This is a genomic window from Microbacterium sp. NPDC056234, from assembly GCF_042267585.1.
In the GTDB taxonomy this organism is placed as follows: Bacteria; Actinomycetota; Actinomycetes; order Actinomycetales; family Microbacteriaceae; genus Microbacterium.
Window position 1 is genome coordinate 185,360 of the sequence record NZ_JBHJTE010000004.1, and the last position, 22,371, is coordinate 207,730.

The 22,371-nt window shown below is 68.8% G+C and carries 24 protein-coding genes; 14 read left to right on the forward strand and 10 right to left on the reverse strand.

Translation table 11 applies throughout. From position 1 onward, the window contains the following. Nucleotides 1-7: 7 nt before the first annotated feature. Nucleotides 8-193, reverse strand: a complete 186-nt coding sequence (locus tag ACFCYE_RS12790; RefSeq protein WP_376179247.1) for a hypothetical protein — start codon at nucleotides 191-193, stop codon at nucleotides 8-10. Between the two features lie 185 nt (nucleotides 194-378). Between ACFCYE_RS12790 and ACFCYE_RS12795 the strand changes: the two genes are divergently transcribed. The 4 genes from ACFCYE_RS12795 to ACFCYE_RS12810 are packed head-to-tail and all read left to right on the forward strand — an operon-like array spanning nucleotide 379 to nucleotide 2,749. Further along, nucleotides 379-729: a YciI family protein gene (locus ACFCYE_RS12795; protein WP_376179249.1), complete on the forward strand. Its 351-nt coding sequence runs from the start codon at nucleotides 379-381 to the stop codon at nucleotides 727-729. Then, complete coding sequence (locus ACFCYE_RS12800; RefSeq protein WP_376179251.1) at nucleotides 729-2,045, forward strand: RNA polymerase sigma factor; 1,317 nt, start codon at nucleotides 729-731, stop codon at nucleotides 2,043-2,045. Before ACFCYE_RS12795 ends, ACFCYE_RS12800 begins: the two co-directional genes overlap by 1 nt. Then, nucleotides 2,042-2,419, forward strand: a complete 378-nt coding sequence (locus ACFCYE_RS12805) for a YciI family protein (RefSeq protein WP_376179252.1) — start codon at nucleotides 2,042-2,044, stop codon at nucleotides 2,417-2,419. Before ACFCYE_RS12800 ends, ACFCYE_RS12805 begins: the two co-directional genes overlap by 4 nt. A 30-nt stretch (nucleotides 2,420-2,449) precedes the next feature. Further along, nucleotides 2,450-2,749: a hypothetical protein gene (locus ACFCYE_RS12810; RefSeq protein ID WP_376179254.1), complete on the forward strand. Its 300-nt coding sequence runs from the start codon at nucleotides 2,450-2,452 to the stop codon at nucleotides 2,747-2,749. Nucleotides 2,750-2,959: 210 nt separating this feature from the next. On the opposite strand, the gene ACFCYE_RS12815 is transcribed toward ACFCYE_RS12810, so the two are convergent. After that, on the reverse strand, nucleotides 2,960-3,571 hold the full coding sequence (locus ACFCYE_RS12815; protein ID WP_376179256.1) for a flavodoxin family protein: 612 nt from the start codon (nucleotides 3,569-3,571) through the stop codon (nucleotides 2,960-2,962). Nucleotides 3,572-3,702: 131 nt separating this feature from the next. Here ACFCYE_RS12815 and ACFCYE_RS12820 point away from each other — a divergent pair, with 131 nt between their 5' ends. Next, a complete protein-coding gene (locus tag ACFCYE_RS12820; RefSeq protein WP_376179257.1) occupies nucleotides 3,703-3,912 on the forward strand; it encodes a hypothetical protein in 210 nt (69 codons plus the stop codon). Nucleotides 3,913-3,916: 4 nt separating this feature from the next. Here ACFCYE_RS12820 and ACFCYE_RS12825 read toward each other — a convergent pair whose 3' ends face one another. Next, nucleotides 3,917-4,519 carry a GNAT family N-acetyltransferase gene (locus tag ACFCYE_RS12825; protein WP_376179258.1) on the reverse strand — a complete coding sequence of 201 codons (603 nt, stop codon included), beginning with the start codon at nucleotides 4,517-4,519 and terminating at the stop codon, nucleotides 3,917-3,919. 50 nt (nucleotides 4,520-4,569) lie between these two features. On the opposite strand from ACFCYE_RS12825, the gene ACFCYE_RS12830 reads away from it, so the two are divergent. Further along, nucleotides 4,570-5,499, forward strand: coding sequence for an aldo/keto reductase family oxidoreductase (locus tag ACFCYE_RS12830; protein WP_376179260.1), 930 nt, complete (start codon nucleotides 4,570-4,572; stop codon nucleotides 5,497-5,499). A 33-nt stretch (nucleotides 5,500-5,532) separates the two neighbouring features. Then, the gene (locus ACFCYE_RS12835; RefSeq protein ID WP_376179261.1) at nucleotides 5,533-5,907 is read left to right on the forward strand and encodes a PLDc N-terminal domain-containing protein; all 375 of its coding nucleotides are present in this window, start codon (nucleotides 5,533-5,535) and stop codon (nucleotides 5,905-5,907) included. A gap of 6 nt (nucleotides 5,908-5,913) precedes the next feature. Here the strand turns inward: ACFCYE_RS12835 and ACFCYE_RS12840 are convergent, their stop codons facing one another. Both ACFCYE_RS12840 and ACFCYE_RS12845 read right to left on the reverse strand, forming a co-directional pair. Further along, on the reverse strand, nucleotides 5,914-6,885 hold the full coding sequence (locus ACFCYE_RS12840; RefSeq protein ID WP_376179263.1) for an epimerase: 972 nt from the start codon (nucleotides 6,883-6,885) through the stop codon (nucleotides 5,914-5,916). Continuing rightward, complete coding sequence (locus ACFCYE_RS12845; protein ID WP_376179265.1) at nucleotides 6,882-7,499, reverse strand: DUF4166 domain-containing protein; 618 nt, start codon at nucleotides 7,497-7,499, stop codon at nucleotides 6,882-6,884. Before ACFCYE_RS12845 ends, ACFCYE_RS12840 begins: the two co-directional genes overlap by 4 nt. 163 nt (nucleotides 7,500-7,662) lie before the next feature. Between ACFCYE_RS12845 and ACFCYE_RS12850 the strand changes: the two genes are divergently transcribed. Continuing rightward, on the forward strand, nucleotides 7,663-8,685 hold the full coding sequence (locus ACFCYE_RS12850; protein WP_376179266.1) for a Gfo/Idh/MocA family protein: 1,023 nt from the start codon (nucleotides 7,663-7,665) through the stop codon (nucleotides 8,683-8,685). Nucleotides 8,686-8,746: 61 nt separating this feature from the next. On the opposite strand, the gene ACFCYE_RS12855 is transcribed toward ACFCYE_RS12850, so the two are convergent. From ACFCYE_RS12855 to hrpA, 5 genes are all read right to left on the reverse strand, one after another. Beyond that, nucleotides 8,747-9,703 carry an NYN domain-containing protein gene (locus ACFCYE_RS12855; protein ID WP_376179268.1) on the reverse strand — a complete coding sequence of 319 codons (957 nt, stop codon included), beginning with the start codon at nucleotides 9,701-9,703 and terminating at the stop codon, nucleotides 8,747-8,749. 4 nt (nucleotides 9,704-9,707) lie between these two features. After that, nucleotides 9,708-10,691: a Gfo/Idh/MocA family protein gene (locus ACFCYE_RS12860; protein WP_376179270.1), complete on the reverse strand. Its 984-nt coding sequence runs from the start codon at nucleotides 10,689-10,691 to the stop codon at nucleotides 9,708-9,710. 37 nt (nucleotides 10,692-10,728) lie between these two features. Continuing rightward, nucleotides 10,729-12,057 (reverse strand): O-acetylhomoserine aminocarboxypropyltransferase/cysteine synthase family protein, encoded by a 1,329-nt coding sequence (locus tag ACFCYE_RS12865; RefSeq protein WP_376179272.1) that lies wholly within the window; start codon nucleotides 12,055-12,057, stop codon nucleotides 10,729-10,731. An 84-nt stretch (nucleotides 12,058-12,141) separates the two neighbouring features. Beyond that, nucleotides 12,142-13,086, reverse strand: coding sequence for a zinc-binding alcohol dehydrogenase family protein (locus ACFCYE_RS12870; protein ID WP_376179274.1), 945 nt, complete (start codon nucleotides 13,084-13,086; stop codon nucleotides 12,142-12,144). A gap of 9 nt (nucleotides 13,087-13,095) precedes the next feature. Next, nucleotides 13,096-17,118: an ATP-dependent RNA helicase HrpA gene (gene hrpA / locus ACFCYE_RS12875; protein ID WP_376179275.1), complete on the reverse strand. Its 4,023-nt coding sequence runs from the start codon at nucleotides 17,116-17,118 to the stop codon at nucleotides 13,096-13,098. 82 nt (nucleotides 17,119-17,200) lie between these two features. On the opposite strand from hrpA, the gene ACFCYE_RS12880 reads away from it, so the two are divergent. The 6 genes from ACFCYE_RS12880 (at nucleotide 17,201) to ACFCYE_RS12905 (ending at nucleotide 22,301) form a co-directional block, all read left to right on the forward strand. Beyond that, nucleotides 17,201-17,977: a lysostaphin resistance A-like protein gene (locus tag ACFCYE_RS12880; protein ID WP_376179276.1), complete on the forward strand. Its 777-nt coding sequence runs from the start codon at nucleotides 17,201-17,203 to the stop codon at nucleotides 17,975-17,977. A 1-nt stretch (nucleotide 17,978) separates the two neighbouring features. Next, the gene (locus tag ACFCYE_RS12885) at nucleotides 17,979-18,632 is read left to right on the forward strand and encodes a hypothetical protein (protein ID WP_376179278.1); all 654 of its coding nucleotides are present in this window, start codon (nucleotides 17,979-17,981) and stop codon (nucleotides 18,630-18,632) included. After that, a complete protein-coding gene (locus tag ACFCYE_RS12890) occupies nucleotides 18,629-18,925 on the forward strand; it encodes a transcriptional regulator (protein ID WP_376179279.1) in 297 nt (98 codons plus the stop codon). The genes ACFCYE_RS12885 and ACFCYE_RS12890 overlap by 4 nt, the downstream gene beginning before the upstream one ends. A gap of 53 nt (nucleotides 18,926-18,978) precedes the next feature. After that, complete coding sequence (locus tag ACFCYE_RS12895; RefSeq protein ID WP_376179280.1) at nucleotides 18,979-19,815, forward strand: aldo/keto reductase; 837 nt, start codon at nucleotides 18,979-18,981, stop codon at nucleotides 19,813-19,815. 74 nt (nucleotides 19,816-19,889) lie between these two features. Continuing rightward, a complete protein-coding gene (gene msuE / locus ACFCYE_RS12900; protein WP_376179281.1) occupies nucleotides 19,890-20,459 on the forward strand; it encodes an FMN reductase in 570 nt (189 codons plus the stop codon). A gap of 39 nt (nucleotides 20,460-20,498) precedes the next feature. After that, nucleotides 20,499-22,301: a thioredoxin domain-containing protein gene (locus ACFCYE_RS12905; RefSeq protein WP_376179283.1), complete on the forward strand. Its 1,803-nt coding sequence runs from the start codon at nucleotides 20,499-20,501 to the stop codon at nucleotides 22,299-22,301. Nucleotides 22,302-22,371 lie beyond the last annotated feature (70 nt).

The window sequence follows — 22,371 nt, forward strand, 5'->3', positions numbered from 1 at the left end:
CGTCGTGTCAGGTGTGACTGCTGGACGGACGGCGCAGCATGAACCACGCCGGGATCGAGCGAACGAACGCGACACCGCGCGCGGCGATGGCCTGTTGTCGCGCCGCTCGCGCGTCCAGCCGCTCCCATCGCATCTCCCGGATGCGGTCGCTGAACTCGCGGGCTTCGGCGGAGCTCATGATGTCGTTCCGCATGGCGGATCCTCTCGTCGGGGAAGGGCGGCATCGGCCGCCCTCGTCATCACCACGAACGACATCCGCACCTTTCGACACGGGCGTCCAGAAAAAGTTGCGACTTCTTTTCCCTCTCCTGTCGAATCGACGTGAACGTGTTCGTGGTGATGATGAGGATCGCCGCACGTGCGATCGAGAGGAGCGCCATGACCGCGCGACAGAAGTTCCTGGTCATCCACATGACAGATCCGGCGGGTGCCGAGTGGGATCCGGACCTCGACGGTGCCCGGCTGCAGCGCTGGCTGGATTTCCGCGACGGCCCCGACGGCTGGGAGCCCAACGGTCAGACGGTCTCAGGACCGGACCAGGCGCGACGCATCACGGCGCACGGTGGTGAGGTCGTGGTCACCGACGGCCCGTTCCCGGAGTTCACCGAGTGGTTCCTCGGCGTCGAATGGATCGAGGCCGCCGACATGGAAGAGGCGACGCGATTGCTCGCCGACCATTCGACAGCACGCATCGGTCGCATGTACGTCATCCCCGCGAGTGGCGACTGATGACCGGCAGGAGCGGGATGGTCGACGTCGACCACGCGATCTCCCGCACGCATCGCGAGGAATGGACCTTGATCGTGGCCGGGCTCGTCCGGCGCTACGGCGACCTGGACATCGCGGAGGAGACGGCCGCTGAGGCGTTCGCCACCGCCGTCGAGCGCTGGCCCGTCGACGGAGTGCCCCCGAATCCGGGCGCCTGGATCACCACCACCGCGCACCGCAAGGCGATCGATCGACTGCGCCGCGAGGCCAGACGAGACGACAAGCAGAGGGAAGCGTTCATGTTGCAGGGCGACTCGCCCGCCGAGCCCACGGGATACATCGACGACGATCGGCTGCGACTGATCTTCGCCTGCTGCCACCCCGTCCTCTCTATCCAGGACCGCATCGCGTTGACCCTGCGGATGGTCGGTGGTCTCACCGTCTCGGAGATCGCACGGGCGTTCCTGGTGCAGCAGGCGACGATGGGGCAGCGGATCAGCAGGGCCAAGGCCAGGATCAAGACTGCTGGGGTGCCCTTCACGGTCCCCGAGCGGGAGGACGTGCAGCCTCGTGTCGCCGGCGTGCTCGCGGTGCTGTACCTGATCTTCAACGAGGGGTACTTCGCATCCGGAGAGAATGTCGACCCGATCCGTCGCGATCTCACCGAGGAGGCGATCCGGCTGGCTCGGCTGGTCCGAGCGCTTCTTCCGAAGGACTCCGATGAGGATGCCGAGGCGACCGGGCTGCTGGTGCTGATGCTGCTCACGCAGGCGCGCTCGGATGCTCGGCTGTCCGCCGGGGGAGAGCTCGTTCGACTGGATGAGCAGGATCGCACCGCGTGGGATCGACTGCTGATCAACGAGGGCATCGCGCTCCTCGACGAGCGCCTCGAAGCCTGCGGGCGGGATATCCACGCTCTGGGGCGGTATCAGCTCCTCGCGGCGATCAATGCCGTCCATGCGTCGGCCCCTCGCGCGCAGGACACCGATTGGGCGCGGATCGTCGCTCTCTACGGCGCACTCGAGCGCATCGATCCGAGTCCGATCGTCCGCCTCAACCGAGCCATCGCGATCTCCGAGTACGACTCTCCGGACGTCGCGCTCGCGATCGTCGACCAGCTCGGCGATGACCTGGCCGGCCATCATGCCTTCCACGCGACGCGTGCGGAACTGCTGCGCCTGACGGGTCGGCCCGACGCCGCCCGCGGCGCTTACGACCGCGCGGTCGAGCTGGCGGTCAACGGCGCCGAAGCCGCCCACCTCATCCGTCGTCGGGACCAGATCCCGGCGACTCACGCAACCGATGGCACCACCACGCACGAAGGAGAGACCGCATGACCAGCACGTACCTCGTCATACACATGACCGATTCGCAGGGAACCGCCCTTCCCGAATCCGACGACCGCCAGAAGCTCGACGAGTGGGCCGAACGGGGCAAAGAGGCCGGAATGCTCGGCCCGGGCGCCCCGGTCGCCGGCCCCGAACAGGCGAAATCCGTCGCGATCCGCGACGGCGCGCTGCTCATCACGGACGGCCCGTTCCCGGAGTTCAAGGAGTGGTTCGCCGGTTACGACCTGATCGAGGCGGACTCGATCGAGCACGCCGCCGCGTACATGTCCGAGCATCCGACCGCGATCGCCGGGCGGATGTACATCCTCCCGGTCGTGACGCTGCCGTGGGAGCAGCCGCAGGATCCGGGTGCGGAGACATGATTCGAGCGCCGCGCGCGTAGTGTGCTCTTCATGGGAACCCTCGAGTACAACAGCGCACGCCCGGCGATCGGCGTGGACGACGAAACACTGGCGCATCTGAAGATCGTGATCGGAACGAAACTGCGCAGGCAGGAGAGCTTCATGATGACGTGGCTGCCCGAAGACCAGGACAAGGCACCGGGGCGGCTCACGATCTGGATGAATCCGAGCATCCCGCTGATCATCGCGTTCGACAGCCCGACGATGCCCGCGATCGATCCGGCGCGCGTGGAGCGCATGATGGAGAACCTGAACGTCCGAGGCGAACTCGTTCTCGACCAGCTCGGATAGCGCATGCGCCTCGTGCGAGGCAACCCCCTGAGCCCCATCGCCGAACGTGCGTATCGTGATGGTCGGAGTTGTTCGGGCGCTCTCGCGGGGGCGGGAGCACTTTCGGGTCTGAACTTCCGCGCGCCGGTGGCCCATCCATCCTGCCGATGGATGGGCCACCGGTCACTCGCGTGCGGGGCGCTCAGGCCAGGACGAACCAGACCGACGGCCTCACCCGATCGGATATCCCTGCCCGCGCAGCAGCCGAGCCAGATGCGCCGCGTTGGCTGCGGCGGTCGCGGTGGCCTGCGCGACCTTCTCGGGCGTCGCCGGCAGATCCTTGTAGTCGGTCTGCTGCATCGCCTCGCCGTTCCAGTACACCGAACCCTGGGCCGGGATGCTGAAGCCCACGTCATCCAGGGACTGGAAGAGGATCGCCGCGATGTGGTGCGCACCGTCCTCGTTGCCGACGATGCCGGCGATCGCCACCTTGTCGAAGAGAGTCGGGCGCCCGCGGGCGTCCGTCTCGCTCAGTTCCGCATCCAGCCGCTCGAGCACCCGCTGGGCGACGCTGGAATGCTGACCGAGCCAGGTCGGCGTCAGGAACACGAGGACGTCGGCCCCGAGCACCTTGGCGCGCAGGGCCGGCCATTCGTCGTCCTGCCCCATGTCCTTCCCGACTCCAGGAAGCAGCGTGTGATCGACGGCGCGGACCATCGTCCCGATGATGCCGTGCTCGGCGAGGGCCTTGAGGATCTGCCGACCGAGGACCTCCGAGCTCGAATCGGCGGGGGAGGGCTTGAGCGTGCAGTTGATCGCGAGTGCGGTGAGTTGTGCGTCCATGCCGGCACGATAGGCGCGGATCGCCTTCGCGCGGAGGGGGTTTCGTGCGTCGATCGCGTGCGCTACGCGGCGGCCGGTCGCGTCCCGGGTATCCTGGATGGAGCGAGATTTCCCGACGTCAGGAGCGCCCGATGATCCTCAGCTTCATCTTCTTCATGATCCTCTTCCTCGGAGGGTTCTGGCTGATGGGCATCTCGTTCGGCCTTCCCGAGTGGCAGGCGGCGGCGTTCCTCGGCGGCCTCGCGATGATCTGCATCGCTCTCGCGTTCATGATGCGCCAGGGGCGTTCGGGAGCGACGCGTCGCTCGAACAACTGGGATGGCGGCCCCGCCGCCAGCTGATCGCTCAGCCCCGCTTCGCGAGACGCATCTCCAGGTTCGCCTTCACAGCGGGCCATTCGGGCTCGATGACCGAGTACTCGACGCTGTCGCGCAGCGCGCCGTTGCGATGGCGCATCACCGCGCGCATCACGCCGTCCTGCTTGGCGCCGAGGCGTTCGATCGCCGTACGCGACTGGAAGTTGACCCACTGGGTCGTGAGCCCGACGCGGAACACACCGAGCGCTTCGAACGCGTGCCGCATGAGCAGGTACTTCGACTCCGCATTCGTTCCGGTCCCGTGTGCGGATGGACGATTCCAGGTGTAGCCGATGTGCAGTCGGGGGACGTCGGCCACGAGATCGTAGAACGACGTGAGGCCGATGATGCGCCCGGTCGCATCGAACGCGGTGAACGGGATCATCTCTCCGCGCTCGGCCTTCGACAGCCGCTCGTCGATCGCAGCGGCGACACCGTCGGGCGACGGCACCGACGTGTACCAGGCCGTCTTCCACAGCTCGCCCTCCTCGACGGCCTCGACGAGCCCGTCGTGGTGCGTCCGCTCGAGGGGGCGCAGTTCGACCAGGCGGCCGGTGAGAGTGAGCGGAGCAGGGGCGATGAGGAAGGCCATACGGCAATTCAACCAGTCTGCTGTCGCAGGTCCGCGCTAGCGTGGCATTCATGAAGACAGTGCCGTTCGCCACCGCATCCGCTCCCGCCGTCGTCGCCGGAATGATGCGCATCCATGACAAGGACGATGCCGAGATCCGCGGGCTGTACGATGCGGCGCGCGATGCCGGGATCGATTTCTTCGACCATGCCGACATCTACGGCGGTCGGATGCATCGATGCGAGGAGCGCTTCGCCGAGGCGCTGCAGCTCTCCTCCGCCGAACGCGACGAGATCACGCTGCAGACGAAGTGCGGCATCGTCCCGGCTGATGGCGCCTACGACTTCTCGTACGAGCACATCATGCGCCAGGTGGATGGTTCGCTCTCCGCGCTGCGCACCGACCGGATCGACGTCCTGCTGCTGCATCGCCCGGATGCCCTGGTCGAACCCGACGAGGTGGCCCGCGCCTTCGACGAGCTCCAGGCCTCGGGCAAGGTCCGTGCGTTCGGCGTCTCCAACCACACCCCGCGCCAGATCGATCTGCTGCGCACCGCGGTGACGCAGCCGTTCATCGCGAACCAGCTGCAGCTCTCGCTCACGCACGCGTCGATGATCGCCGGGCCCATCGCCGCCAACCGCGAGGCCACCCAGCAGAGCATCACCAGGGACGGCGGCGGCATCCTCGAGTACTGCCGCGCCCACGCGATCACGGTGCAGGCCTGGTCGCCCATGCAGGCGGGTGCCGGCCTCGGGCCGTTCATCGGCAGCCCCGACCATCCGGAGCTCAACGCGGCGCTCGACCGCATCGCCGAGGCGCATGACAGCACACCCATCGGCATCGCGGTGGCGTGGGTCACTCGGCATCCGGCGCAGATGCAGGTCGTCATGGGAACGACGACGCCCGAGCGACTCGTGGCGGCCGCGCACGGCTCGGACGTGCAGCTCTCGCGCGTCGAATGGTACGAGCTGTACAGGGCGGCCGGTCACCTGCTGCCCTGAGCCGAATCGTTTTCCGTCGTCTACCCTGTAGCCATGCCGTTCATCTTCATGCTGCTGACCGTCGCTCTGATGATCGGCGCCCTGATCGACATCATCACGCGCGACGATTCGCGAGTGCGCTTCCTGCCGAAGATGGTCTGGATCATCATCGTGATCCTGTTGCCGTTGATCGGCAGCATCCTCTGGTTCGCTCTCGGTCGTGAGCCCTCGTCCGAGGGCGTCTCGATGCCCAGGATGCCGCGACGCGAGCGTGCGCCCCGGCCGCCCTCCGGTCCGGTGTCGGCACCGCCGCGGCCTATGGACACGCGAAGCACCGAGCAGCAGATCGCCGACCTCGATCGAGAGATCGAGGAGTGGCGGCTGCGACAGGAGATCGAGAAGCGCAAGCAGGAGCGCGGCGAGGACTGACGGCGCTCAGCGTGCGGCTCGCTCGAGATCGAAGGACTCCCGCAGCGCCGGTTCGAGTGTCGGATAACGGAACTCATAGCCCGCCGCGATGAGCTTCTCGGGCAGCACCCAGCGGCTCTTGAGGATCAGCTCCGTCTCGGTGCGGATGCCGATGGCACCGAGCTCCAGCATCCAGCGCGGCATGGGCGGGCCGAACCGGACCCCGAGCAGCTCGCGCACCGTCGCCATGAACGTCGCGTTGTCGACCGGATTCGGCGACGCCGCGTTGACGGGGCCATCGATCTCGGGGTGCTCCTCGAGGAAGTCGATGATGCCGGCGACGTCGTCGACGTGCACCCAGCTGAACCGCTGCCGTCCGCGCCGAGCCCCGGGGAAGTGCGCCGTGCCGGCGTCACGGCGACGCCTCGTCACCGGCCACCGGCCGTCGTGCTGCGAGCCGCCGAGGCCGCGGCGCGCGAGTGAGCGCAAGGGACCGAGCACCCCGCCGTGGCCGAGGACGATCGCGCTGCGCAGCGCGACCCGTCGCGTGCGCGCGAGCTCGTCAGCGAAGAGCGCCCCCTCCCAGGCCTTCGCGACCTCGACGGAGAACCCCCTGCCGATCTCACCGGACGATTCGGTCATCGGACGATCCTCGGCGTGGCGATAGATCGTCGCGGTGGACGAATTCACCCACAGTGCGGGGGCATCGTCCGCACGGGCGATCGCCCGGCTCAGCGCGCTGGTCGTCTCCAGCCGAGAGGAGAAGATCTCGGCCCGATTGGCCGGGGTGTATCGGCAGTTCACGCTCTTGCCTGCGAGCCCGATCACGAGCTCGGATCCGTCGACGGCGGCATCGATGCCGTTCTGGTCCGTCCACGAGAGATCCGCGCCGGATCGTGAGATCGTGACGACCTCGCGTCCTGCGGCACGGTACTTCTCGACCAGATATCGCCCCATGAACCCGGATGAGCCGCCGATGATGGTGCGCCCGTTGCTCACGATTCCTCCTCGATCCGGTATGCGAAGGTGCCGGTGTACTCGTAGATGCGGCCGATCAGCGGAACGTCGATCGTCAATTCCACGCGCTGACGGCCGGAGTCCGCATCCAGTCCTTCGCGCAGGCGGATGCGAGGCACGAGCCGGCCGGAGATCCGCGGGCGAAGACGGCCGATGCGCATGCCGATCGCGTGGCTGGTGAGACGCAGCGCGCCACGATCAGTGCCGACATCGAAGCTCGCCGCGAACAGTGCCGGCTCGCCGAGCTCGTCGACCAGCCGTCCGTGGGGCTTCAGAGCGACGGCATCCCGCATCGTCCAAGCGCCGTCTGGCAGCGCCAGAGTGCGCTCGGCGATCGCGCGACCGGCCACGACGCGGTTCTCGATCCGGAAGGGCACGTCCGTGTACCATCCGGCGACCAGGATGCCGCGGCGATGCAGCGGACGCAGCAGCGGTGCGAGCCACCGCTGCCGTGTTCCGACGCCCGTGAACACGCCTTCGCCGATGCCCACGTGCCCCTCGGGGACACCCCGGAAGTACGTCTGCGTCGGGGGATCCAGCAACGGCATCCGCGATCCCAGAGCTCGGGCATACGGAGATATCGAGGGATGCCTCATGCTTCGAGCGTACTCGCGCGGACGGGTCGGTCCTGCCCGGTGCTGTTCGGTACTCCGCGGTGCTTCTCGGCCTAGAGTGAGAGAGCCGAGCGCGTGGCGCGGCGTGGACGGGAGCACCGATGCGCAGACACGAAGACGATCCGCACACGACCATGGTGCGGACGTGCTGACGCTGCCTGAGCCGTCCGTCGCACCGCTGCGCGGAGGCCCTGGACTGCGCTGGGGAGTGCTCGGGCCGGGCGGCATCGCGCACGACTGGGTGAGCACGTTGCACAGGAACACGGATCAGCGCGTCATCGCCGTCGCATCGCGGTCCATGGAACGCTCCAGGGCGTTCGCCGACCGTCACGCGATACCGCACGCGTTCGAAGGTCACGAGGCGCTGCTCGCCTCGGCGGATGTCGATGTCGTCTATGTCGCGGCCCCGCACGCGCAGCACCGTCCGCTCGCCCTCGCCGCGATCGCCGCCGGAAAGCACGTGCTGATCGAGAAGCCGATGGCGCTCGACGCCATTGAGGCCGAGCAGATCGCCGCGGCTGCGCGGGCCGCCGGTGTCTTCGCCATGGAGGCGATGTGGACCCGGTACCTGCCCCAGTCGGATCTGATCGCGCGACTGCTCGCTGACGGAGCTCTGGGCGACGTGCGCACGGTGACGGCTGATCTCGGGTGGCGGTGGGAGTTCGCGACGGGGGATCCGCGCTTCGACCCGATGGTCGGAGGCGGCGTGATGCTCGATGCCGGTGTCTACCCGCTCTGGTTCGCGCATTCCATCCTCGGATCCATCGATGGCGTGCATGCGATCGGCAGCATCGCGCCGACGACCGCGGAGGTCGAGGCGGTCATCTCGTTGCGCAGCGCGACCGGCGCATCGGCGTCGCTCACCGCATCCGCCACGGCGACGACGCCCGGACTGGCAGCGGTGTACGGGACGACCGGCAGCGTCCTGTTCGATTCGAGCTTCGTCTTCCCCGCGCGGCTGAGCGTCATCAGCGACGGGCGCGAGCACGAATGGGTCGATGACAGCGGGCTGGCCGGTCGCGACGGCCTCGCCTGGCAGGCTGCGGCGCTCGCCGCCTACGTGGCGGAGGGACGGATGCAATCGCCGCTGCATTCGCTCGACGACTCGATCGCGGTGCTGCGGGTGCTGGACGAGGTGCGTCGGCAGATCCGATCTCAGGCGGAATAGTCGGTCATCGCGCCCTCGGCGACGATCACACCGACCGGCCGGACACGATCAGGGCGCTGCCTCAGCGCTCGCGCAGCCGGACCAGCCGTTCGTGTCCGGTCTCCTCCAGCTCCGCGATGTCATCGCGGGACTTCAGGAAGTCCGAGAACGATCGATGGCCGAGGGCCTTCTCGCTGAACGACGGATCCATGCGGCGCATGTGCGTCTTGACGGCCGAGCTGTGCAGCCATTCGTCGGCGTCGGCCTTGTCATGGCCGAGGCGAAGGGCGCGCTCCAGCAGCTGGGTCGCCTCCTCCTGCTCGGTGAGCTGGGGGGCTTCCGGCTCGGCGGCCTTCGGCGCCTTCTTCGCGCGTGACCGAGGCGTCTTGGCCTTGACGGGGGTCTCGGCGACGGCATCCGGCTCCGGCTCCGGCTCGGGGGCGACGACGGCGGCCGGTGCTTTCGCGGTCGGACGCACCACGCCGGGAAGCGAGTCGTACGCCTCGAACTCGTCGCATGCGGCCGCCAGCGACTTCGCGGTGGAGCCGGCGACGCCGACGCCGATCACGTAGCGACCGAGGCGCTTGCAGCGCTGCGCGAGCGGTACGTAGTCGCTGTCGCCGGCCACGATCACGACGTGGGTGAGGTCCGGGAGGCGGAACATGTCCTCGACGGCATCCACGGCGAGGCGGATGTCTGCGCCGTTCTTGGCATATGCAGCCGCAGGGAACAGCTGCACGAGGTCCACGGCGCGGGCGACCAGCTGAGAGCGGTACACGGCGTTCACCGGCGACGACCAGTCCGCGTAAGCCCGTGTGAGCACGAGCGTGCCGAACGAGGCGGCATAGTCGATGATGGCGCCCACCTCGATCATCGCCCGCTTCAGGCGCTCGGCGACCTCCGGGTCGTTGGGATTCTCCGTGATGCGCTGACGGTCCTTGCCATAGGCGTTGCGCCCGTGGACGCGGTCGTACCAGGAGATGACGATGTTGTCGAAGTCCAAGTAGACGGCGACGCGGGTGTCCTGCGTTTCGGCCATGAAGTCATCCCTCGTTCGGGTACCGCACGCCGATCTGGGCGCGGATCTCATCCAGCGTCGCCATGATGGCGACGCTCTCGGCGATGGGCAGGATGTCGCCCTCGGGAGTGCCGCGGGCCACGAGTCGTTCGGCAGCCAGCGCCTGATACTGCATGCCGCGGCCGTCGATCGCGGATGCGTAGCTCTCGCGGACCGTGCCGTCGGGAGCCACCAGGCGGAACGAGGTCGGCGCGTACCAGACCCGGTCGATGTCGATGCGTCCCTCGGTGCCGATGACGGAGGCGCTGTTCGGCCCCACCGCTCGCGCGGAGGAGACGCTCGTGGACACGGCGCCGCCGGCGTGCGTCATCACGGTAGCGACCTCGGCATCCGCCCCCGTCTCGCCCAGGCGGGCGACGGCCTTGATCGTCTCCGGTTCGCCGAGGATGTCCCAGATGAACGAGATCGGATAGATGCCGAGGTCCAGCAGGGCACCGCCGCCGAGCTCGAGCGCGTTCAGCCGGTGAGCGGGGTCGGTCGTGATCTTCTGGGTGTGATCGGCGGTGACGGCGCGGATCTCACCGAGCGCGCCGTCGGCGATCAGCTCCCTGATGCGGACCATGTGGGGCAGGTAGCGCGTCCACATCGCCTCCATGACCAGCAGTCCCTTGTCCGCGGCGAGGCGCTGCAGGTCGTCGGCCTCGGCGCGGTTCACGGTGAACGCCTTCTCGACGAGGGCGTGCTTGCCGTTCTCCAGCGCGAGGCGGGCATCGGCATGGTGCATCGGGTGCGGGGTCGCGACGTAGATGATGTCGACGTCCGGGTCGGTTGCGAGCGCGTGATAAGAACCGTGCGCCCTGGGGATGTCGAACCGCTCGGCGAACGCGTCGGCGGAATCCTGCGAGCGCGACCCGACGGCGACGAGATCGAGTCCGGCGGTGCGCAGATCGGAGGCGAACGAGGCGGCGATGCCGCCGGTGGCGAGGATTCCCCAGCGCAGACCAGTCATGGTCTCAGCGTACCGGCCGCGCCGTCCGCGGATTCCGTCAGAGCAGGGCCAGCGCCTGGTTCAGGTCGGCGACGAGGTCGGCTGGGTCCTCCAGGCCCGCCGAGAAGCGGATCGTGTTCAGCGAGATGCCGGCCGCTGCGCGCTGCGCGGGGCTCAGGTGCGAATGGGTCATGGATGCCGGATGCGCCACCATGCTGCGGGCATCGCCGATGTTCGCGATCAGCCGGACCACCGTGAGATTGTCGATCACGCGCGCCGCGCGTGCGTGCGCCGCCGGGTCCTCGTCACCGTCGATGTCCCCGGCGAGGTCGAACGAGAACACCGAGGGCACGCCGCGCGGCAGGTAGCGCTGGGCGAGGGCGTTCCACGGGTTCCCCGTCAGACCGGGGTGGTGGACGGCGGCGACCTTCGGATGCTGCGCCAGGTGCTCGGCGATCGTCAGCGCCGTCGCGCTCTGACGCGCGACCCGCAGATCCAGCGTCTCGATGCCCTGCAGGATCTGCCACGCGTTGAAGGGAGACAGCGATGGTCCGAGATCGTGCACGTACTTGGACTTCACCAGCGCGCCGAATGCGAAGCCGATGCCGAAGCGCTCCCAGAGCACGAGCTCTCCGAACCGCGCGTACGGCGCGGTGAACTGCGGCCACCGCTGCGGCTCCGCTCCGAAGTCGAACGTGCCCTGGTCGACGACGACGCCTCCGAGGGAGGTGCCGTGGCCGGAGAGGAACTTGGTCGCCGAGTGGACGACGAAGTCGGCGCCGTGCTCGCCAGGGCGCACGAGATAGGGCGTGCCGACGGTGTTGTCGATCACGAGGGGGACGCCGGCCTCATGCGCGATGTCGGCGACGAGCCGGATGTCGAGCACCTGCGCGATCGGGTTCGCGACCGACTCTGCGAAGAGGACGCGCGTGTCGGGGCGGATCGCGGCGCGCCAGGCATCCGCGTCATCCTGGTTCACGAACGTCACCGGGATGCCGAAGTCGTCGAACGTCTCCTGCAGCAGGTCGACGGTTCCGCCGTAGAGCTGGTCGGCGGCGACGATGTGCCCGCCACGGCCTGCGAGCGCGAGCAGGGTCACCGCGACCGCGGCCTGCCCGGAGGCGACGGCGACCGCCGAGACGCCGCCCTCGAGAGCGGTGACGCGATCCTCGAGCACCTGCTGGGTCGGGCTCGCGTTGCGGCTGTACAGGTTTCCCGCCTTGCGCAGGGCGAACAGATCCGCGGCATCCGCCAAGGACGCGAACTGGAACGCCGCCGTCTGGTAGATCGGCGGGACAGCGCTGTTCTGCGGGGTGCCTGGCAGGTACCCCGCCTGGATCTGCCGGGTGGCGAAGGCGGTCGAGCCTGGGTCGGCGGAAGCGGTCATCCGTCCATTGTCACGGCGTGCGACACACGCACGCGTGCGTGTGTCGAAGTGTTGCGGGCCGTGCGCGTGCTTAAGAGGCCATGCTCACGGGACCAGGACGATCTTGCCCCTGGCGGCGTGCGCCTCGATCAGCTCGTGGGCGTGGGATGCCTCGGCGAGCGGGAGTTCGGGTCCGAGCTCGATCTGGAAGTCGCCGTCCGCGAGCAGTGCGATCGCGACCGGCACCGCCTCGGCGCGCCAGGCGAGCTCTTCGGCGGTCAGGGGCTGCGGGGCGCCGCCGCTGAAGGCACGGATGCCGAGCTCCGCCGCATCGGGGCCGCGGACGATCGTCGCGATGCGATCGTGATCGGCGACCAGCTGTTTGGATACCTCGATCGCCTCGTCGGTGCCGATGCAGTCCAGCGCCACGGTGATGCCGCCGGGGGCGGCCTCACGCACCCGGTCGGCGAGTCCTTCACCGTACGCCACCGGAATCGCGCCGAGATCACGCAGTTGCTCGTGACGCGACGGGCTGCCGGTGGCGATGACCGTGGCACCCCACGACACGGCGAACTGGATCGCGGCCTGCCCTACCGCGCCCGAGCCCGCGTGCACGAGCAGCGTGTCGCCCTGGCCGACTCCCAGGGAGCGGAGACACTGATACGCCGTACCGATCGGGATGCTGAGACTCGCGCCCTCGGCGGCGGTCACGGCATCCGGAAGCAGAGACAGTCGCTGAACCGGGACTGCCAGATGCGTCGCGTAGGTTCCCACGGTCTCGCGGATCGCGACGCGGTCGCCGACGGAGAAGCCCGTGACGTCGTCGCCGATGCTCTCGATGGTGCCCGCCCCATCGAATCCGACGCGGCGCGGCTCGGTGATCGGGGGAGAAGGGCGTGCGCCGCGGCGCAGCTTCGCATCGAGGGGGTTGACGCCGGCGGCTTCGATCCGCACGACCGCTTCGCCTGGTCCGGCGACGGGATCGGGGATCTCCACGAGCTGCAGGACGTCAGGGGTGCCGATTTCGGTGTAGACGATCGCGCGTGCCATGCAGCCAGGCTATCGCGCGCCGGCGAGCACCTTCTGGATCCGCTGCGGCGAGACCGGTTGCGCCGTCCCGAGGCGCTGCGCGAACACGCTGATCCGGTACTCCTCGAGCAGCCATCGGGTGTCGATGAGCGTCGGCGGCGCGTCCTCCGGCAGCGGGATCGTCCCGCCGGCGTCCTCGAACACGCGCGCCATCCGCTCGTACTCGGTCATCCGCGCACGATCCTTGCCCGGCTCGTTCGCGAGGATGTTGAGGCGGTCGAGCATCCCGTCGAGGTAGCGCGGCAGGTGCGCGAGGCGCTCCGTGCCGGTCGCCGAGATGAACCCAGGGCGCACGAGCCCGGCGAGCTGGGAGCGGATGTCGTTCAGCGGTCCGAGGAGGGCGAGCGAGTTCTGCGACTTGATGTCCCGTTCGATGTCACGGGCCTTCATCAGGATCTTCGCGACCAGCGACACGCAGGCGAAGAGCCGTTCGACGAGCCCGGCGTTGACCTCGTCGCGGACACGGGAGAACTCGGCTTCGGTGCGGACGATGCCGTCCGGTGCCGCGGCCTCGATCATGGCGCGGACGACGGCCGCTCTGGCGTCCTCGATCAGCGCTGCGACGTTCTGGTACGGAGAGGCGGCCAGCGCCAACTTCTCCTGGCTGGTCAGGTGCCCCTGGATGTACGACGACGGCGAAGGGACGTTCAGCAGCACCAGACGCAGGATGCCGTCGCGCGTCGCCTTCTCCGCGGCATCCGCCGTCGCCTCCACCCGGACGGACACGGTCTTGCCGGCATCGACGATCGCCGGGTACCCGCGCACGACGCCACCGGCGACGCGGGTGTCCAGGACCTGCGGCAGCGCGCCGAACGTCCAGGCGGTCAGGCCGTCCTGCTCGCGCACGGTCGGTGCGCTCGCGCTCTGCTCCGACGCCGGGCCTTCCGGAGAGCCCTGAGCCTGTCGAAGGGCCGCGGCCATCGCCGTCTCGGGGCGCCGTCCTCGTTCAGCCGCTGGACGCGCGATCGAACGGGCGACGCTGGCACGAGCCCGGTCGGCGAGCTCCTCCTGCAGGCGGGTGAGGTCGCGCGCGGAGCCGGCCACGCGGCCGCGCTCGTCGACGGCACGGAAGTTCATCCGCAGGTGCCCTGCGACGCGCTCATCGTCGAAGTCGGCGGCGGACACGGGCTGATTCGCCAGCGGCTGGATGAGCTTCGCCAGCGACTCCTTGAGAGACCGAGGCGGCAGGCCGTTGTGATGCTCCGGCCCGTCGGCAGCGAGAGCCTCGCCGAACTTGTCCGCCCAGTCGGCGGCAGGGACGACGTGTCGCCGGATTGCCTTCGGGAGCGCGCGCAGCAGGGCGGTGACGAGCTCGGCGCGCAGACCGGGCACCTGCCAGTCGAAGCCGCGGTCGTCGATCTGCGCGAGCAGGGCCAGCGGAACGACGACGCTCACGCCGTCGTCCGGGGCGCCCGGCTCGAAGCGGTAGGCGAGCCCGAGGACCTGATCCCCCTGGTTCCAGCGGGTCGGGAACTCGCTCTGGTCGGCACGGTCGGCGTCATCCAGCAGATCGCTCTCGCGCATGACGAGCATCTTCGGAGTCTTCTGCAGCGCCTCGCGCCACCAGCGCTCGAAGGATCGCACATCGAAGACGTCGGCGGGGATGCGCTCGTCGTAGAAGCGGTAGACGGCTTCGTCGCCGGCGAGGATATCGCGCCGTCGCTCGCGCTCTTCGAGTTTCTCGAGGCGCTTGCGCAGCTCGCCGTTGCTGCGCCAGAACGCGCTCACGCGCTTGTCGATCCGGCTCGGATCCCACTCGCCCTCGACGAGAGCGTGCCGAAGGAACAGCTCGCGGGCGGCCGCGCGATCGATGCGCGCGAACTGCACACGGCGACGGGGGATGATCTCGACGCCGAAGAGGATCACCTTCTCGAAGGCGACGGCCGCCCCGGCATCCTTGGACCAGTGCGGCTCCGAGACCTGACGCTTGGCGAGGTCGCCGGCGAGGGCCTCGGCCCACGCCGGGTCGATCGCGGCGGCCGTGCGGGCGAACAGGCGCGAGGTCTCGACGATCTCGGCGGCCATGACCGCGCTCGGGCTCTTCTTGCGCAGGGCGGAGCCGGGGAAGATCGAGAATCGGATGCCGCGGGCACCGCGATACTCCGTGACCCGCCGCTTGGCCTCTTTCGGTGGTGTCCTGTTCGTGCCCTTCACGGCCGCGGTGCGCTCGTCGAGGATGCCGATCTGCGACAGCAGCCCGGACAGCAGCGCGCGGTGCACGGCATCCGGGTCGGAGGCGGGGCGGCCGCCGACTTCCTTCTCGCGCACCAGAGAGCGCAGCTGGCGGTGCACGTCGAACCATTCCCGCACGCGTACATAGTTCAGGTGCTCGCTGCGGCACATCCGCCGGAAGGCGCTGGAGCCCAGCTCGCGCTGCTGTTCGCGCAGGTGGTTCCAGAGGTTCAGCACCGTCAGGAAGTCGCTGGTCGGGTCGGCGAAACGCGCGTGCGAGCGTTCGGCCTCGTCGCGTATTCCCTGCGGGGCATCCTGGGACGGGCGCTCCCGGACGTCCTGGATGGAGAGCCCTGCGACGATGGCGAGCACATCGGGGACGACGCCGGTCTTCGAGGCCTCGACCAGCATTCGAGCGAAGCGGGGGTCGATCGGCATCCGCGAGATGTCGCGACCGATGCGCGTGAGCCGTGGGGTGTCGTCGGTCAGCGTCACAGCGCCGAGCTCGGTCAGCAGATCGAACGCGGCCTTGATGCCACGCGAATCCGGCGGGGTCAGGAACGGGAAGGCCTGGATGTCACCGAATCCGAGGGAGAGCATCTGCAGCACGACCGAGGCGAGCGACGTCCGCAGGATCTCGGGTTCGGTGTATTCCGGACGTTTGTCGAAGTCCTCCTCGGAGTACAGCCGGATCGCGATGCCGTCGCTCGTGCGCCCGGCGCGGCCGGAGCGCTGGTTGGCCGAGGCCTGCGAGATCGGCTCGATCGGCAGACGCTGCACCTTCGAGCGATTGCTGTAGCGCGAGATACGAGCCGTGCCTACATCGATGACGTACTTGATGCCGGGGACCGTGAGGCTGGTCTCTGCGACGTTCGTGGCGAGGACGACGCGGCGTCGTACGCCGGCGACGCGGCTGCGCTCGAAGACGCGATGCTGCTCTGCGGCGGACAGCCGACCGTACAGCGGAAGGACCTCGGTGGGGGAGCGGTCCTTCGCGTACGCGGCACGGACCGCATCCGCAGCATCCCGGATCTCCGCCTCGCCGGGGAGGAAGACGAGCACGTCACCCTGCGCCTCGCGGTCGAGCTCGCGCAGGGCCGTGACGATCGCCGAGACCTCGTCGTCCGGTTCAGAGCTCCGAGGGGTCGGCTTCGCGCCGGCGGGTTTCGGCCGATTCGGCGTCGATCCGGGCGATTCCTGAGGCGTTGTGGACGCATCGACGAGCGGCCGGTACCGGATCTCGACCGGGAACGTCCGTCCGGACACCTCGATCACGGGGGCGGGAGTGCCGTCTGCGTCCGCGAAATGCCGAGCGAAGCTCTCCGGGTCGATCGTCGCCGAGGTGATGATGACCTTGAGATCCGGGCGCTCAGGCAGGATGCGCGTGAGGTAGCCGAGCAGGAAGTCGACGTTCAGCGATCGCTCGTGCGCTTCGTCGATGATGATCGTGTCGTAGCGGCGCAGCAGGCGATCACGATGGATCTCGTTCAGCAGGATGCCGTCCGTCATCAGCGCGATCTGCGTCGCGTCCGAGACCTGATCGGTGAAGCGGACCTTGTAGCCGACGAGCCCGCCGAGCTCCACGTGCAGCTCCTCGGCGACGCGCTCGGCGATGGTGCGCGCGGCCAGACGCCGCGGCTGGGTGTGCGCGATGCGCTCGCGCCCCAGCTCGACGCAGATCTTCGGCAACTGGGTCGTCTTGCCAGACCCGGTGGCACCGGCGACGATCACGACCTGATGCGCGCGGATGGCGTCGGCGATCTCCGCCCTGGCCGCGCTGACGGGCAGCTCGGCGGGATAGGCGATCACAGGGGAGGACATAGCCCTCCATCGTACGACGCGGAGCGTGTCCCTCGCCGCCGAGGTCTTGATATGCAAAGTACTTTGCGTTACAAAGTTAAACGTGCAGGAGCAGCGGAGGATCTCGGGGTGGGCCGTCGGCCTCCCATTGCTGCGGGTCGCGCTGGTCGCGACCGCCTCCGCCCTCACCTGGCTGGCGATCAACGGGATCGACCCCGGTGTCGTGTTCCCGCCGCCGCCGGTCATCGCCGTGATCGCGATGCTGCCGGTCAACCTCGTGTGCCTGATGATCGTCACCCGGCTGCTGCGCAGAGAAGGGCGCACGCTGCGCGAGCTGTTCGCGTACGAGCCTCGCCGCATCGCATCGGACCTGTGCTGGGGACTTCTCTGGGTGGTGGTGATGTACCTGCCCTTCGCCGGAGCGATCATCCTCGTCGTCTGGCTGCAGCACGGCGACCGGGTGTTCGCGGCCATGGAGACGGTGTTCTTCGACCCGGCGAGCATCCCGGCGCTCGACCCGGCCGTCTGGTCGGTCGTCGCCATCGTCGGCGTGCTCACCTTCGCGCCGTTGAACGCGCCGGTCGAGGAGCTCGTCTACCGCGGGTATGCGCAGGGGGCGCTGGCGCGGCGGGTGCCGACGTTCGTCGCGATCGTCGTCCCCGCGGCGATCTTCGCCCTGCAGCACGTCTGGTACGCACCGAGCCCCGGTGCCGTCGTCGCCTTCGTGTGCGCGTTCTTCGTGTGGGGCGTGGGGTCGGGGCTCATCTATCGATTCCAGCGGAGACTGATGCCGCTCGTGTTCGCGCACGGTCTGGTCAATCTCGTCTTCTCGCTTCCCGCCCTCGCGATCCCCGTCCTCGTTGCCTCGATCGGAGCCTGAAATGACCGAAGACGACTCTTCCCTCGATCCGGCAGCGATGCTGGAGCTGGCACGCGATCAGCAGCGCAGCGTGAACGGCAGGATGGGGGCCTTCGTGCCGTTCATCCTGCTCGCCTGGAGCCTCGCGTGGTTCGGCGGTTTCACCGCGCTGTGGCTGGCCGAAGGGCCGGCGGTGCTGCCGATGGCTGCGGCCGCGCCGATCTTCGTCGTGCTGATCGCCCTGGCCGGCGCTGCCTCGATCGTGCTGGCGGCCCGATCGAGCAGAGGAGTGCGCGCCGGCAAGGATGCGACGTTCGTCGGCGCCGTCTACGGCCAGGCCTGGTGGATCGGCAGCGTCGCGATCTTCGTCATCGGACAGGCGCTGGTCGTGAACGGAATGGATGCCGAGCTGCTCGGCATCCTCTATCCGTCCGCGTATGTGTTCTTCGTGGGACTCATGTACCTGGTCGGAGCGGCGCTGTGGCGTGCGATCCCGATGCTCGTCCTCGGCGTCTGGACCATCATCGTCAGTGCGGCCGCACCCTTCGCCGGTGCGCCGACCCACTACCTGGTCTTCGCGGTCGCCGGTGGCGGCGGATTCCTGATCGGTGCGGTCTGGACGCTCTGGTGGAGCGTCTCCGCGCGTCGTCGGGCGGGAAGGCGGAACAGCGCATGACCGAGCTCGACCCGGTCATCCACGCGGCGGCCCGCCTGCGGATCACGGCGGCACTGGCCACGCTGGCGGCGGACGAGAGCATCGCGTTCCCGCGCCTGCAGGACCTGCTGGACATGACGGCGGGCAACCTCTCGACGCACCTGCGCAAGCTCGAGGACGCCGAGTACGTCGTGGTGGAGAAGACGCATCGCGGACGCACTCCCGTCACGTACGTCGCGCTCTCCGTTCGGGGCCGTCGCGCGTTCGAGGACTACACGCAGGCGCTGCGCGAGGTGCTCGGCGGTGGCTCCTGAAACGTATCGTCGCGTCTGGTCATCCTGTCGTCACCGGTCCTAGGCTGGGTTCCATGACGATTCCCACGCTCTCCCTCAACGACGGCCACTCGATTCCCCAGCTCGGCTACGGCGTCTTCAAGGTCGACCCGGCCGACACCGAGCGTGCGGTCTCCGAAGCGCTCGAGGTCGGCTACCGCCACATCGACACCGCCGCGATCTACGGCAACGAGGAAGGCGTCGGCGCGGCGATCGCGTCCAGCGGCATCCCGCGCGACGAACTGTTCGTGACGACGAAGCTGTGGAACGACCGTCACGACGGCGACGACGCGCACGACGCGATCGCGGAGAGCCTCGACAAGCTCGGCCTCGATCGCGTCGACCTGTACCTCGTGCACTGGCCGACGCCCGCGAAGGAGAACTTCGTCAACGCGTGGGAGAAGCTGATCGAGATCCGCGAGAAGGGCCTGACCACCAGCATCGGGGTCTCCAACTTCCTCGTACCGCACCTCGAGCGGGTCGTCGCCTCGACTCAGGTGCTCCCCGCCGTCAACCAGATCGAACTGCACCCGGCGTACCAGCAGCGGGACGTCACCGCGTGGGCGGCCGACAAGGGCATCCGCATCGAGTCGTGGGGTCCTCTTGGTCAGGGCAAGTACGACCTGTTCGGAACGCCGGCGATCGCCGAAGCCGCGACCGCGCACGACAAGTCGCCGGCTCAGGTCGTGCTGCGCTGGCACCTGCAGAAGGGCTTCATCGTCTTCCCGAAGTCGGTGCGCATCGAGCGTCTCCGCGAGAACATCGACGTGTTCGACTTCACCCTGACAGATGCCGAGATGGCTGCCATCGACGGCATCGACCCGCTGGACGGAACGGGCCGCGTCGGCACGCACCCGAACGAATTCAACTGAGTCATCTTCCGTCACATGACGCCCCGTGTCGCCCCGTGCGTCACGGGGCGTCGTCGCGGGTACCGTCCTCAGACATGACAGCTCCTTATCGCATCGTGGCCGTGTCCGGTTCGCTCCACGAGCCCAGCAAGACGACCGCTCTCGTCCGTGCGATCGCGGATGCCGTGGCCGACCGGACGCCGGCCGAGATCACGGTCATCGAACTCACCGCGATCGGTCCGGCTTTCGCGGGCGCACTGCACCGCAAGGATCTCCCCGGCGACATCGAAGCGCACCTGGTCGCGATCGAGCAGGCGGATCTGCTGATCGTGGGAAGCCCGGTGTATCGCGCATCCTTCACGGGGCTGTTCAAGCACCTGTTCGATTTCATCGGCCAGTACGATCTGGTCGGCAAGCCCGTGCTGCTCGCCGCGACCGGCGGCGGTGAGCGGCACGCTCTCATCATCGAACACCAGCTGCGACCGCTGTTCGCGTTCTTCCAGTCGCTCACGCTGCCGATCGGCGTGTACGCAAGCGACACCGACTTCGACCGGTACACGATCACGTCGGAGATCCTGCAGAATCGGATCGCGCTCGCCGCCGACCGTGCACTGCCGCTGGTCGGCTACGCCGCCTCGCGTTCGGTCGAGGTGCTCGCCGGCTGAGGCGGGGCGCTGCACACGACAGAGGCGTACCGTGGGGTCATGACGAACAGGCTCGCCGACACCCTGAGCCCGTATCTGCGCTCGCACGCCGAGAACCCCGTCGATTGGTACCCGTGGGGTCCCGAGGCGTTCGCTGAGGCGCAGCGCCGTGACGTTCCGATCCTGCTGAGCATCGGCTACTCGACCTGCCACTGGTGCCACGTCATGGCGAGGGAGTCCTTCTCGGACCCGATGATCGCGGCGGTCATGAACCGCGATTTCGTGAACGTCAAGGTCGACCGCGAGGAGCATCCGGATGTCGATGGTGCGTACATGGCGGCAGCATCCGCCTTCACCCAGAATCTCGGCTGGCCGCTGACCGTCTTCGCGACCGGCGAGGGCCATACGTTCTTCGCCGGGACGTACTGGCCGCCCGAGGGGCGTGGGCAGCTGCCGGCCTTCCGCGACGTGCTCGCCGCGGTGCAGGAGGCATGGACGGTTCGTCACGACCGGGTGGTGGAGTCGGCGGATGCTGTGGCGCACGCGCTCGCCGAAGCATCCGTCTCGGCGCCGACGGACCTGCCGTCCGTGGCGGATCTGGCCGCGGCTGCGCGGTCGATCGCGGCGCAGGAGGACCGCTCGTTCGGCGGCTTCGGTGGCGCTCCGAAGTTCCCGGTGGCCACCACGCTGGGCTTCCTGCAGTCTCCGGTCGTGCGGGCTGAGGCGACGGATGCCGCGGCATCGGCATCCCGTGCGCTGGCGGCGATGGCGGACTCCGCGCTGCGCGACGTCGACGGCGGGTTCTTCCGGTACGCGACCCAGCGCGATTGGACTGTTCCGCACTACGAACGGATGCTGACCGACAACGCCCAGCTGCTGGACGTGGCCCTGCGTGAGGGGGCAGTGGATCTCGCGCGAGGAATCGGCGCGTTCCTGCTCGATGTGCTGCGCCGCGAGGGCGGCGGCTTCGGCGCCGCGCAGGATTCGGAGTCCTGGATCGATGGAGAGCGCAGTGAGGGCGGGTACTACCTGCGCGAGATGCCGGAGCGTGCGGGGCTGGAGCCGCCGGCTGTCGACGGCAAGGTGATCACGGGCTGGAACGGATTGGCGATCGGCGCGCTGGCCCGCGCCGGGGCTGCCCTCGGAGAGCCGGCGTGGGTGGATGCCGCGGCCGCGGGCGCATCCTTCGTGCTGACCGCCAACCGTGCTGACGACGGCCGACTCGTGCGCCTGTCACTGGACGGCTCGGCATCGCGCGCCGTCGCGACGGCCGCCGATCTCGGATTGCTCGCAGACGGCCTTCTCTCGCTCGCGGTCGCGACCGGCGAGGTCTCCTGGGCGGTGACGGCGCGGTCGCTGCTCGACGGCATCCTGACAGAAGGAGCGGACATCGACCCGGTGCTGTCGGCACAGGGCATTGCGGCGGCTCCGGATCAGACGGACGGCGATCTGCCGTCCGGCGTCTCGGCCGTCGCGCAGGCGGCGTCGACCGCGTGGCGGTTGGGCGCGGGGGAGCGCTATCGTGCGGCGGCAGAGGATCGGGTGCGGCAGCACGGGGAGGGCGCGCTGCGGCATCCGTTCGGGCACGGCAGCCTGCTCACGGTTGCGGGGGCGCTCGCGGACGCACCGCGTCAGCTGGTCGTGGTGACGTCGGATTCGGACTCTGCGCTGGCGGTGGCCGCGCGCGGAGCGGATGCCGATGTGATCGCCGTGGTCGCACCGGCGCAGGCGCGGGCATTCGCCGATGCCGGATTCGAGCTGTTCGAGGGGAAGGCGGACGCGGACGGCCTCGCATACGACTGCCGCTCCTTCGTGTGCCGACTGCCGACGTCCGATCCCCTCGGGATTCAGCAGTCGCGCTGATCTCGCCTCGTTCGTCGGGTGAGGCGTCGTCGCACGGCGTGCACCGCCCGAGCCATGCATAGGATCGGCA